General features: G+C 69.9%; 10 protein-coding genes. 6 read left to right on the top strand and 4 right to left on the bottom strand.

Features of this window, described 5'->3' with window-relative positions; genetic code table 11:
• Nucleotides 1–47: 47 nt before the first annotated feature.
• The 4 genes from AOK08_RS29370 to AOK08_RS29385 are packed head-to-tail and all read left to right on the top strand — an operon-like array spanning nt 48 to nt 3791.
• Nucleotides 48–1115, top strand: a complete 1068-nt coding sequence (locus AOK08_RS29370; RefSeq protein WP_055531655.1) for a glucose-1-phosphate thymidylyltransferase — start codon at nt 48–50, stop codon at nt 1113–1115.
• Complete coding sequence (gene rfbB / locus AOK08_RS29375) at nt 1112–2119, top strand: dTDP-glucose 4,6-dehydratase (protein ID WP_055531657.1); 1008 nt, start codon at nt 1112–1114, stop codon at nt 2117–2119. The genes AOK08_RS29370 and rfbB overlap by 4 nt, the downstream gene beginning before the upstream one ends.
• Nucleotides 2116–2991 carry a dTDP-4-dehydrorhamnose reductase gene (gene rfbD / locus AOK08_RS29380; protein ID WP_055531659.1) on the top strand — a complete coding sequence of 292 codons (876 nt, stop codon included), beginning with the start codon at nt 2116–2118 and terminating at the stop codon, nt 2989–2991. Before rfbB ends, rfbD begins: the two co-directional genes overlap by 4 nt.
• Complete coding sequence (locus tag AOK08_RS29385; RefSeq protein WP_055531660.1) at nt 2988–3791, top strand: class I SAM-dependent methyltransferase; 804 nt, start codon at nt 2988–2990, stop codon at nt 3789–3791. The genes rfbD and AOK08_RS29385 overlap by 4 nt, the downstream gene beginning before the upstream one ends.
• Before the next feature lie 109 nt (nt 3792–3900).
• Here the strand turns inward: AOK08_RS29385 and rfbC are convergent, their stop codons facing one another.
• From rfbC to AOK08_RS29400, 3 genes are all read right to left on the bottom strand, one after another.
• On the bottom strand, nt 3901–4500 hold the full coding sequence (rfbC, locus tag AOK08_RS29390) for a dTDP-4-dehydrorhamnose 3,5-epimerase (RefSeq protein ID WP_055531662.1): 600 nt from the start codon (nt 4498–4500) through the stop codon (nt 3901–3903).
• Nucleotides 4501–4504: 4 nt separating this feature from the next.
• Nucleotides 4505–6484 (bottom strand): glycosyltransferase family 2 protein, encoded by a 1980-nt coding sequence (locus AOK08_RS29395; RefSeq protein WP_055531664.1) that lies wholly within the window; start codon nt 6482–6484, stop codon nt 4505–4507.
• Nucleotides 6485–6823: 339 nt separating this feature from the next.
• On the bottom strand, nt 6824–7936 hold the full coding sequence (locus AOK08_RS29400) for an XdhC family protein (protein ID WP_055531666.1): 1113 nt from the start codon (nt 7934–7936) through the stop codon (nt 6824–6826).
• 112 nt (nt 7937–8048) lie between these two features.
• Between AOK08_RS29400 and AOK08_RS29405 the strand changes: the two genes are divergently transcribed.
• Complete coding sequence (locus AOK08_RS29405; RefSeq protein WP_079054338.1) at nt 8049–9911, top strand: glycoside hydrolase family 5 protein; 1863 nt, start codon at nt 8049–8051, stop codon at nt 9909–9911.
• A 37-nt stretch (nt 9912–9948) separates the two neighbouring features.
• Here AOK08_RS29405 and AOK08_RS29410 read toward each other — a convergent pair whose 3' ends face one another.
• Entirely contained in the window at nt 9949–11226 is a 1278-nt protein-coding gene (locus tag AOK08_RS29410; RefSeq protein ID WP_055531668.1) for a YncE family protein, read from the bottom strand.
• A gap of 204 nt (nt 11227–11430) precedes the next feature.
• Here AOK08_RS29410 and AOK08_RS29415 point away from each other — a divergent pair, with 204 nt between their 5' ends.
• Nucleotides 11431–12159: a TetR/AcrR family transcriptional regulator gene (locus AOK08_RS29415; protein ID WP_107101078.1), complete on the top strand. Its 729-nt coding sequence runs from the start codon at nt 11431–11433 to the stop codon at nt 12157–12159.
• Nucleotides 12160–12186 lie beyond the last annotated feature (27 nt).

The following is a 12186-nucleotide window of genomic DNA, read 5'->3' on the forward strand; positions in this document are numbered from 1 at the left end:
GAGGCACCGGATATTACGTCTCGGGAAAACGAAGCTAGGGTGAACGAATGAAGGCTCTCGTGCTCTCCGGTGGCGCCGGCACGCGGCTTCGGCCGATCACCCATACCTCGGCGAAGCAGCTCGTGCCCGTGGCCAACAAAGCCGTGCTGTTCTACGGCCTGGAATCCCTCGCCGACGCGGGCATCACCGAGGTCGGCATGATCGTCGGCGACACCGCCCCCGAGATCGAGGAAGCGGTCGGCGACGGATCGCGGTTCGGGCTGAAGGTCACCTACATCCCGCAGGAACGGCCCCTCGGCCTCGCCCACGCGGTACTGATCGCGCGGGACTTCCTCGGCGACGACGACTTCGTCATGTACCTCGGCGACAACTTCATCATCGGCGGCATCAGCGACCTCGTCGACGAGTTCCGCAGGCTCCGCCCCGACGCCCAGATCCTGCTCACCCAGGTGCCCGACCCGCGCTCCTTCGGCGTCGCCGAACTCGACGCGGCCGGTCAGGTGATCGGCCTGGAGGAGAAGCCCGAGCACCCCAAGAGCGACCTCGCGCTCGTCGGCGTGTACCTCTTCACCCCTTTGATCCACGACGCCGTACGCGCCATCAGCCCCTCCCGGCGCGGCGAGCTGGAGATCACCCACGCCATCCAGTACCTCATCGACGCCCGGTCCGACGTACGATCCACGCTCATCAAGGGCTACTGGAAGGACACGGGGAACGTCACGGACATGCTGGAGGTCAACCGGATGGTCCTGGAGGGCCTGGAGCGGCGGATCGACGGCGAGGTGGACACCGCGTCCGAGACCATAGGGCGGGTGGTGATCGAGGAGGGCGCGAGCATCAGCCGCTCCCGCATCGTCGGCCCCGTCGTCATCGGCGCCGGAACCGTCGTCAGCGACTCCTACGTCGGGCCGTTCACCTCCGTCGCCGAGAACTGCCGGATCACCGACAGCGAGCTGGAGTTCTCCATCGTGCTGCGGGACTCCTCCATCGCCGGGGTGGGCCGCATCGAGTCCTCGCTCATCGGCAGGCATGTCGAGGTGACCCCGGCCCCCAGTGTTCCCAGCGCCCACCGACTCGTCCTCGGAGACCACAGCAAGGTGCAGATCCACTCATGAACCTCCTCGTCACCGGCGCCGCCGGATTCATCGGCTCCACGTACGTCCGCGCACTCCTCGCGTCCGACGCCCCCGACGCGCCCCGGATCACCGTGCTGGACAAGCTCACGTACGCGGGCACCCTGGAGAACCTCCCGGCCGGCCACCCCCGGCTGAAGTTCGTCCAGAGCGACATCTGCGACGCCGAACTCGTCGACAAGCTGATGGCCGAGGCCGACCAGGTCGTCCACTTCGCAGCCGAGTCCCACGTGGACCGCTCGATCGACGGCGCCGCCGACTTCGTACGCACCAACGTCGTCGGCACCCAGGTGCTGCTGGACGCGGCCCTGCGCTACGACGTCGGCCCCTTCGTGCACGTCTCCACCGACGAGGTGTACGGCTCCATCGAGTCCGGCTCCTGGCCGGAGAGCCACCCGCTGGCCCCCAACTCGCCCTACTCGGCCTCGAAGGCGTCCTCGGACCTGCTCGCCCTCGCCTACCACCGCACCCACGGCCTCGACGTCCGCGTCACCCGCTGCTCCAACAACTACGGGCCGCACCAGTTCCCCGAGAAGGTCATCCCCCTCTTCGTCACCAACCTGCTCGACGGCAAGAAGGTCCCGCTGTACGGCGAGGGCCTCAACGTCCGCGACTGGCTGCACGTCGACGACCACTGCCAGGGCGTCGACCTGGTGCGCACCGGCGGCCGGCCCGGCGAGGTCTACAACATCGGCGGCGGCACCGAACTGAGCAACAAGGAACTCACCGGGCTGCTCCTGGAGGCCTGCGGGGCCGACTGGGACAGCGTCGAGTACGTCGAGGACCGCAAGGGCCACGACCTGCGCTACTCCGTCGACTGGTCCAAGCTCCACGACGAGCTGGGCTACACCCCGCGCCACGACTTCGCCGCCGGACTCGCCGCCACCGTCGCCTGGTACCGCGACAACCGCGCCTGGTGGGAGCCCCTCAAGCGGCGCGTCACCGCCGACGAGAAGCCGGTCGCGGAGAAGCCGGTGAAGGGATGAAGTGGCTGGTGACCGGCGCCGCCGGCATGCTCGGCCGCGACACCGTCGAGGAACTCCTGCACCGCGGTGAACAGGTCGTGGGCCTCGCCCGCACCGCCCTCGACATCACCGACCCCGGCGCCGTGCGCCGCGTCCTCGACGAGCACCGGCCCGACGTCGTCGTCAACTGCGCCGCCTACACCGCCGTCGACGACGCCGAGACGGACGAGGAGGCGGCGCTCCGGATCAACGGCGTGGGACCGCGTCTGCTCGCCCAGGCCTGCGCGGAGTACGGCACCCGGCTCATCCACGTGTCCACCGACTACGTGTTCGATGGCCAGGCCCGCGACACCCCGTACCCCGAGGACCACATCCCGGCCCCGCGCACGGCGTACGGCCGCACCAAGCTCGCCGGCGAACAGGCCGTCCTGGCCACCCTCCCGGACACGGGCGTCGTCCTGCGCACGGCCTGGCTGTACGGCGCCCACGGCGGCAACTTCGTGGCCACGATGATCGGCCTGGAGGCGCGCCGGGACACCCTCGACGTCGTCGACGACCAGCGCGGCCAGCCCACCTGGAGCGCCGACGTCGCCGCACGGATCGCCGACCTGGGACCCCTGATCGGCCCCGGCGTGAACGGCGTCCTGCACGCCACCAACTCCGGCGAGGCCACCTGGTTCGAGCTGGCGCGCGAGGTGTTCCGCCTCATCGACGCGGACCCGGACCGCGTACACCCCACCACGAGCGCGGCCTTCACCCGGCCCGCGCCCAGGCCGGCGTACAGCGCCCTCGGCCACGGCCGCTGGCAGCAGACCGGTCTCGGACCTCTCCGGGACTGGCGTACGGCCCTGCACGAAGCACTGCCACACATCCGCAAGGAGATTTCCTCGTGAAACGTCATGAGTTCCTCCGGGAGCTCCACAAGGTCAGCGCGAACAGGAACTACCTGGAGATCGGCGTCAACGACGGCCGAAGCCTGACCCTGTCCCGGGTACCGAGCATCGCGATCGACCCCGCGTTCAAGGTGGTCTCGGAGATCCGCTGCGACGTCCATCTCGCCAAGGCGACCAGCGACGACTTCTTCGCCCGGCAGAACCCGCTCGCCCACCTCACGGGCGGCCGGCACCCGCTGCGCAACCTGGCCCGCAACCGCAGCCCGTTCGGCTACTGGCAGCGCACCACGCTCGACCTGTCGTTCATCGACGGCATGCACCTGTTCGAGTACGCGCTGCGCGACTTCATCAACGTCGAGAAGCACTCGGACTGGGCCAGCGTCATCGTCCTCGACGACATGCTGCCCCGCAGCATCGACGAGGCCGCCCGCGACCGGCACACCAACGCCTGGACCGGTGACGTCTACAAGCTGATCGAGATCCTCGCCCGGTACCGTCCCGACCTGGTCACGGTCCTCGTCGACACCGCGCCCACCGGACAGCTCATCGTCTTCGGCGCCGACCCCGACAACACCGTGCTGAAGGACAAGTACGACGAGATCATCGCGGAGTTCGAGGTCGCGGACCCGCAGAAGGTGCCCGAGAGCGTCCTGGAGCGGACGCCCGCGATCAAGCCGGAGACCCTGGTCGAGGCCGCCTTCTGGGCCCCGCTCGTCCGGTCCCGCAACCGCGGCACCAAGCGCGGCAAGGGCTGGGAGCAGCTGAAGCGCAGCCTGCAGCCGCTGAGCACCAGCCGCTGACACCCCACCGCACAACGGCCCGTGGCCGGCTGCCGATCAGCAGCCGGCCACGGGCCGTCGGTGTGCGGACGGTCCGGCGACCGCTCAGCAGGCCACCGGACCAGGGGAGTCACCCCTTGGCGCGCAGCTGCGCGTAGTACGCCGCGCAGTCCTCGTACGAGGGCAGCAGCCCGGCCCGCTCGGCCTCCGCCAGGGTCGGCGCCTCGGCGTCCTTCTCCGACAGCACCGGTTCGATGCCCTCGGGCCAGGCGATGCCCAGCTCCGGGTCGAGCGGATGAATCCCGTGTTCACGCCCCGGCGAGTACCCCGTCGAGCACAGGTACACCACGGTGGCGTCGTCGGTGAGCGCCATGAAGGCGTGCCCGAGGCCCTCCGCGAGGAACACCGCGTGCCGGGTCTCGTCGTCGAGCCGTACGGCCTCCCACCGCCCGTAGGTGGGCGAGCCGACCCGGATGTCCACCACGACGTCCAGGGCCGCGCCGCGTACGCACGTCACGTACTTGGCCTGGCCCGGCGGCACGTCCGAGAAGTGCACGCCGCGTACGACGCCCCGGCGCGAGACCGAGCAGTTCGCCTGGGCGAGGGACAGGTCATGACCGGTGGCCTCGCGGAACTCCTCGCCCCGGTACCACTCGTGGAACGCGCCCCGGTCGTCCGGGAAGATCTTCGGCTCCAGTACCCAGGCGCCTTCGATGTCCAGCGCTCGCATGCCGTCAGGCTCCGTTTCCGCGTCGCAGCCCCGCCTTGCGGGCGATCTTCCCAAGGGTGCGCCGTACCTTGCGGACCAGCCGCTGCCCGGTACTGGGCCCGGCGGGCCTGGCGGGCCGCACGACCTGAAGGCGGCCCCCCTTGGCGTCGAGAGCGACGGACATCGCCAGGAAGCGCGGCTCGGCGGCCTCCGGCGCCAGGCACAGCGCGGGCTTCCACGTCCCGTCGGCCAGTGCGCTGCCGGGCAGCGTCGCCTCGACGAACGCCCCGGACCCGTCGGCGGAGCCGGACAGTGTGGCAGCCACCTCAACGGGCGCGGCGGAGGCGGCCGAGGTCAGCCGCAGCACCGCCTTGCTCTCGCCGGGCACGTGCAGGGGCAGTGCCACGCGCAGGCGGTCACCCGTGACGGTGACGTCGTCCGGCTTGAGGCGGCCCAGGCCCACGCCCTTGACCGCGCGGTCGACGTCCAGGGAGAGGGTGGCCTGCTTCGCGGTCCAGTACGGCAGGACGACGCTACCCGCGACCACACCGGCCGGCGGCACCGGACGGGGGTCCAGCTTCACCGGGCCGAGCCGGCACTCACGGGTCCAGCCGCCCAGCTTGATCCGCACGAACACGTCGAACAGACCGCCACCGAGGGGCACGCCGCCCGCGGCCGTGCCGGGGTCGACGGTGGCCTTGCCGCGCAGCACCAGCCGTACCTGCTGCCCGTCCTCGTCGACCGGGAGGATCTCGCGGGTCAGCTCCACCGGCTGGAAGAACTGGGCGGCCGTGGCGCGCTCACGCACCAGGAAGTCGGCCGTGGCGCTCTCGAAGCGGGCGACCGTGGACGCGCCCACCCGGGCGATCGCGTCGTCGGCGTCGGTGGGCGTGCCGTCCAGATCGGCGCCGTCCCCGTCGTCGTCTGCGGGGAACGCCATCGGCTTGCCGCGCGAGGTGAACTCGGCGGTGAACCCGACGTGCAGGACGCCGTCCCGCCACTCGACACCCAGGGGAGCGGCCGAAGGCGCCAGCGAGGCCTCCCACTCCGCGAACGCGACGACATCGTCCAGCCGGTCGGCGGCGATCAGCGCGGCGACGATCCGCTGTGCCTCCTGCATGCCGTTGGCGACACCGGGCCCGAAACGCTCGACCACCACGCCACGGATCTCGTCGAACATCTCCTTGCGGTAGTCCTCGGGCAGCTTGAGCAGCCGGTTGCCGCGCATCCGCTCGACCATCTCGTTGCGCAGCCACCGCCGGAACAGCCGGTCGCGCACCGCGCCCGGCTCGGTGTACCGCTCGACGACATCGAGGGCCTCGCGCAGATTCCGGAAATACCCCACGGGGTCGAAGCGCTGGAATCCCGCGTTCGAGGCGTCGTCGCGCTTGACGTGGTAGTAGCAGACGTAGTCGCTGACCACGGAGACGTTGTCCGCGCGCAGATAGGCCTCGGCGAAGAAGACATGGTCCTCCAGCCGCCGACGGCCCTCGGGAAAACGCAGACCGATGCGGTCCATAAAGGCCCGCCGCACCATCTTGTGCGGGGTGAGGCTGTCGATCAGCGGGGCGTTCTCGACGGTGGCCTTGGGATGGTTGCGCCGGAACAGCTCCACGGGCACGGGCCGCCCCTTGCCGGCCATCTTGCCGACGATGACGTCGGCGCCGTTGGCCACGCCGTAGTCGTACATACGCTCCAGGGCCTCGTCGCCGAGGTAGTCGTCGTTGTCGACGAACATCACGAACTCGCCCTGGGAGGCCGCGATACCGACGTTGCGCGGCTTGCCCGACCAGCCCGAGTTCTCCTGGTGGATGACCTGGAAGTTCGGCTCCTCTGCGGCGAGCTGGTCCAGCCGGGCCGGGGTCTCGTCGGTGGAACCGTCGTCGACGAAGATCACTTCGTACTCGTCGGCGGGCAGCGACTGCCGCAGCAGCGACGCGACACAGTCCTCGATGTACGGTCCCGGGTTGTATACCGGGACGATGACACTGACCTTGACCGGCATGCGGCTGAAAGCCCCCTCTATATGTCCACTCCCCGTTTCCGCAATGGCACGGTCGGGGTTGCCCGATCCTAACCTCGCACACGTCCCGACACCCGCCAGGGAGGGGCACCCTGAAGGCTCGCGAGCAACTGCGCGCCCACCCACAACACCGCACCACCCGCGTGACGGCACAGGGCGGCACCCCGCCTTTAAGGGGCGCGGGGAACTGCGCGACGGGCCACGACGGCGCGGCAGCCGCCTGGCGGCACAGGGCGGCACCCCGCCGTTAAGGGGCGCGGGGAACTGCGCGACCGGCCACAACGGCGCCGCAGCCGCCCAACAACCCAACACGGCACCCCCTCAGATCCGCCCCCCATCCGGAGGATGAACCGCCCCGGCGGTCACCGTAAGCGCCACCCCACTCCCACCCCACCGCACGGCGACAACCTCCGCGGCCACGGACACCGCCACCTCCTCCGGAGTACGCGCCCCCAGATCCAGCCCGATGGGCGACCGCAGCCGCGCCAGCTCGGCCCCGCTGATCCCGGCCTCCGCCAGCCGCCGCCGACGCTCCTCGTGCGTCCGCCGACTCCCCATCGCCCCGACATACGCCGCGGGCCGCCGCAACGCCTCCACCAGCAGCGGCACGTCGAACTTCGGATCGTGGGTCAGCACGCAGATCACCGTGCGCCCATCGGTGTCCGTGCCGCTCAGATAGCGGTGCGGCCAGTCCACGACCACCTCCACGCCCTCGGGAAAACGCTTCGGGCTGGCGAAGACCGGGCGCGCGTCACAGACGGTCACCCGGTAGCCGAGGAACGCACCGATCCGGGCCACGGCGGCGGCGTAGTCGATGGCGCCGAAGACGAGCATGCGGGGCGGCGGCGCGAAGGAGTGCAGGAACACGGTGACGGCGTCCTCCCGCCGCTCCCCGTGCGGCCCGTAGTGCCGCGACCCCGTTGCCCCCAGGGCGAGTTCACCGCGCGCGTCGGCCGTGACGGCCACCTCCAGGCCGGTCGCGCCCAGCGTGCCGGACACCCGGTCGGGCCAGACCGCGAGCGTGGCGCCGCGTGGCGCCGGACCGTCGGTCACGGTCGCCACGGTCACCGGCCGGCCCGCAGCCACCGTCTCCGCGACCGCCGCGAAGGACGGATCGAGAGCGGGAGTGACGGGCCGCACCAGCACGGTGATCTCGCCGCCGCAGGTCAGCCCCACCGCGAAGGCGTCCGCGTCGCTGTAGCCGAAGGTCTCGAGCCGGGCCTCCCCGCTCGCCACGACCTCCTGGGCCAGCTCGAACACCGCGCCCTCGACACATCCCCCGGACACGCTGCCCACGACCTCGTCACCGGGCCCCACGGCCATCGCGGCTCCGGGGTCACGGGGCGCGCTGCGGCTCACAGAGACGACGGTGGCGAGTCCGAACGGCTCGCCGGCCGCGTACCAGCGCCCGAGCGCGGGGAGAATGTCACGCACGATCCGCTCCTTTTGTCGCCCATGTACCTCGATCCTCGCTCATGAGCGCCAAAACCTGAAGATTACTCAGGAGTCAGGAGTATTGACGACTCCTGATGCGCACGGGACTGTAATGAACATGTCGAAGTCACGTGTGCCTCTGCTCGGCGTACTGGTCCTGGTCACCGGTTTCGTGACCACCGTCGGCTCCCAGCCCGCCCGGGCCGACACCCTCTGGTTCGACTCACCCACCTCCACCACCCTCACCGTCCAGAACGGCCGGTTCGCCGACGCCCTGGGCCGCGAGGTCGTGCTCCGCGGCTACAACGTCTCCGGTGGGACGAAGCTCGGGGAGAACAACGGACTGCCCTTCGCCTCGGTCGCCGACGCCAGGAAGTCGGCGACCGCCCTGCGCGCGCTCGGTGGCGGCAACAGCATCCGCTTCCTGCTCTCCTGGGCGTACGCGGAGCCCGTCCGGGGTTCGGTCAGCGGCAGCTATCTGGCCGCCGCCACCGCCCAGATGGGTGCCTTCCTGGACGCCGGCATCAGGGTCTACCCCGACTTCCACCAGGACCTCTACTCCCGCTGGCTCTTCGACCAGGGCAGCTGGTACACCGGTGACGGCGCCCCCAAATGGGCCGTCGACCTCGGCAAATACCCGAAGGAGTACTGCGGGATCTGCCCCTTCTGGGGACAGAACATCACCTCGAACGCGGCGGTGACGAAGGCGACGTACGACTTCTGGCACAACACATACGGAGTACAGGACTCGTTCCTCGACACCGCGCAGAAGACGATGACGTACCTGAAGGAGAACCTCACCGGCACGCAGTTCGCGGGTGTCGTCGGCTTCGACCCCTACAACGAGCCGCACGCGGGAACATTCGACAAGGGCCAGACCAGCCGGAGCTGGGAGAAGGACGTCCTGTGGCCGTTCTACGTCAAGTTCCGTTCCCGGATGGACGCGGCCGGCTGGCAGGACAGGCCCGCCTTCGTCGAGCCGAACCTCTTCTGGAACGGCAACATCGACTTCCAGCGGCAGGAGGGCGGACTGCTCGACGCCGGGACCATCGGCCCGCGCTATGTCTTCAACACGCACTTCTACGACCAGAAGGCGATCTCCGGCATCTTCATGTGGGGCAAGGCCGGGGACGGCCAGTACGCCGGCGACATGGGCAAGCTGCGCGACCGGGTGTCGGCCGCGGGTACGGCGGGCATCGTCAGCGAGTTCGGCCACCCGCTGAACGGCAATGTCTCCGACAAGGCGCCGACCGTCCTCAAGGCGATGTACCAGGGCCTCGACTCCCGGGTGAAGGGGGCGAGTTGGTGGGCCGACGCGAGCGGATCGGGTCCGGTGCTGTCCGGCAGCCAGTGGCAGTGGGACATCTACAACGGCCGCCACAAGGAGCTGATGAACGACAATCCCGGCAAGGTGCTCACGGGCGGTGACGCCTGGAACGACGAGGACCTGTCCGCCGTACGCCTCGACGACTCCGGCAAGGCGGTCCTGCGGCAGGACGCCCGGATGCTGGACCGCGTCTATCCGGGCGCCACGGCGGGGACCACACTCGCCTTCACCTACGAGGACCGCTCCCGGGACGGGTCCACGACCCTCACCTGGAACCCGGTGCCGAGTTCACTGCCGAACGTGTCCCGGCTGGTGGGCTCGGGGCAGTACGGGGTGCTGGTGTGGCGGTCGAAGGGCATCTCGGCGCCGACCGAACTCCATCTGCCGGCGTCCTTCCCGACCGCGACCACCACGGTCGTCTCGGACCTCGGTACGGTCTACGGCCCGCCCGCCTACACCGGTTCGACGCCGATCGCGGCGGGCACCGATCCCGGCAACACGGGAAGCCGCCGCCTGCTGCTCACCGCGCCGGACTCGGGAGTCCTGCACTACGCGCTGGTGACCAACGGGGCGACGGCTCCCTCGGCGGACGTACTGTCCGCCGCGCGGGCCGAGTTGGCCTCGTGGGCCGCGGCCGAGTTCAGCTAGCCGGTCGGCCCGCGGTCAACTGGCCCGCGACCACGGGTCAGTTGGCCGCCGGGCTCGTCCAGTCCGCCTGGACATGGGCGAGGCGGACCCGCTGGGGGTGGTCGCCGACCGGCACGGACACCGTCTTCAGCCCGGTGGCGAAGTCGATGGCCGTGATCTGGTCGGCGCCGCTCTCCGAGATCACGCAGGACTTGCCGTCGCCGCTCACGGTGGCCCAGTAGGGCTTCGAGGCGGACACGAGCGGGCCCTCCTGGAGTGTGGCCCGGTCGACGACCGTCGCATAGTCGTCCATCGTGCCCGCGACGCACAGCTTCTTGCCGTCCGGGCTCATCGAAAGGCCGTGGTGGCGCGAGTCGTTGACGAACGTGGTGCGGTCGTCGTTGGTCGCCGGGTTCTTCGGCAGGGTCTTCGTCCGGGTGATCTTGTCGGTGGCGAGGTCGTACTCGAAGAAGCCGTTGAAGAACGAGACCTGGAAGTACAGCTTCGACTCGTCGGGCGAGAAGACCGCGGGGCGGACCGCGTCCGAGAAGTCCTTGAGGCCGATGGCGTCGAGCCGGTCCCGCATGTCGATCACCTTCACCTGCTTGAAGGTGGCCGCGTCGACGACCGTGATCTTCCGGTCGCCCTTGGTGAAGTCCTGCCACGGGGCGTCCTGGTTGGTGTTGACGTCACCGATGGCCATGTTCCAGATGTACTTGCCGTCCTTGGTGAAGATGTTCTCGTGCGGCTTGTCGCCGGTACGGAACGAGCCGATCTGCTTGCCGGTGTTGATGTCCAGCACGTGCACGGTGTTGGAGATCGAGGCGGAGACCGCGACCCGCGTCCCGTCGGGGGAGACCGCCATGTGGTCGGAGCGGTAACCCGACACGGGGAAGCGCCAGTTGATCGCCCCGGTCGCGAGGTCGATCGACACGACGTCGGCGAAGCTCGGCCGGGACACGACCATCGACTTGCCGTCCGGGGTGGAGTACATGTCGTCGACGAACTGGTCGTGGCCCTCGCCGACGCCGTTGCGGATGGCCATGAAGAAGATCCACTTGATCGGGTCGGCGTTGATCGCGGCCATCCGCGCCGCCTTGTCCGGTACGACGTTGATCCGGCCGATCTTCGCGAAGTCGCCGGTGGACTTGACGACGTCCGCGGTGCCTTCCCAGTTGTTGCCGACGAACATCACCTCGCGCAGGCCCGCGGCGGCGGTGGCCGTGCCGGAACTCTCGGCGGCGGACGCGGCGATGGCGGTGGTCGCGGGGGCGGTGACGGTCAGGACGAGGGCGGCGGCCATGGCACAGAAGTGCCGGGATCTGAAAGCGGACATGAGTGCTCTCCCCTCCGGGAGTGGACAGACGGTCTATGGCGGGTGCATGACATATTGGGGCACAAGGGGGAACATGGTTCGGTCGCAGAAAACTGAACACGGCCACGTTCAGATTGACTTACTGGAAAGTAAGGACGAGGCGGCCTTCTCCACAAGACCGCGTGCGGGACAAACTTGGCTGCTGGACCGACGAGGGAGGGTTCATTGGCGGGCAGACTCAAGGCGCCGACCGGTCGCTACGGGGGCCGGACGGCCGAGGAACGCCAGGCCGAGAGGCGTAGGAGGTTCCTGGACGCCGCACTCGGGCTGTTCGGCGACACGCCGGGCTACCGCGCGACGACCGTCGCCGCCCTCAGCGAGGCGGCCTGTCTGTCGACCCGCCAGTTCTACGAGGAGTTCCGCACCTTGGAGGACGTCCTGGCCGCCCTTCACCTCCAGGTCAACGACTGGGCCGAGACGGCGGCGTTCAGCGCGCTGTCCGGCGCCGAGGGCCTGCCCCTCGCCGACCGGGCCGCCGCGATCTTCCGCGGCTACGCCGCCAACGTAACCGCCGACCCCCGCCGCATCCGCCTGTCCTTCGTCGAGATCATCGGCGTCAGCGCCCGTCTGGAGGAACAGCGCCTCGCCCGCCGCGCCCGCTGGGTGAACCTCATCTGCCAGGAGGCGGAGGCCGCCGTCGCCCGCGGCGAGGCCGCGCCACGCGACTACCGCCTCGCCGCGACGGCGTTCATCGGCAGCGTCAACGGCCTGCTCCACGACTGGAGTTCCGGCTGGGTCGACGCCACGCTGGACGAGGTGGTGGACGAACTGGTGCGGATGCTGCTGGGCATCCTGCGCCCGGCGGACTGGCCGGCCCCGGCCCCCGGCCACCGGCCTTCGGGTGCGGGTCCGGTGGGGGCTGGTCGCGCAGTTCCCCGCGCCCCTGAAAGATGAAAAGCAAGGGGCGCAGCCCCTGCTTTT

Origin of the sequence: Streptomyces graminilatus, assembly GCF_001418565.1 — a bacterium.
In the GTDB taxonomy this organism is placed as follows: domain Bacteria; phylum Actinomycetota; class Actinomycetes; order Streptomycetales; family Streptomycetaceae; genus Streptomyces; species Streptomyces graminilatus.

What these genes read in the sequence shown, in the direction of transcription:
- AOK08_RS29370 (WP_055531655.1), top strand. Translation starts at nt 48, where the DNA reads ATGAAGGCTCTCGTGCTCTCCGGTGGCGCCGGCACGCGGCTTCGGCCG.
- rfbB (WP_055531657.1), top strand. Translation starts at nt 1,112, where the DNA reads ATGAACCTCCTCGTCACCGGCGCCGCCGGATTCATCGGCTCCACGTAC.
- rfbD (WP_055531659.1), top strand. Translation starts at nt 2,116, where the DNA reads ATGAAGTGGCTGGTGACCGGCGCCGCCGGCATGCTCGGCCGCGACACC.
- rfbC (WP_055531662.1), bottom strand. Translation starts at nt 4,500, where the DNA reads ATGCGAGCGCTGGACATCGAAGGCGCCTGGGTACTGGAGCCGAAGATC.
- AOK08_RS29395 (WP_055531664.1), bottom strand. Translation starts at nt 6,484, where the DNA reads ATGCCGGTCAAGGTCAGTGTCATCGTCCCGGTATACAACCCGGGACCG.
- AOK08_RS29405 (WP_079054338.1), top strand. Translation starts at nt 8,049, where the DNA reads ATGAACATGTCGAAGTCACGTGTGCCTCTGCTCGGCGTACTGGTCCTG.
- AOK08_RS29410 (WP_055531668.1), bottom strand. Translation starts at nt 11,226, where the DNA reads ATGTCCGCTTTCAGATCCCGGCACTTCTGTGCCATGGCCGCCGCCCTC.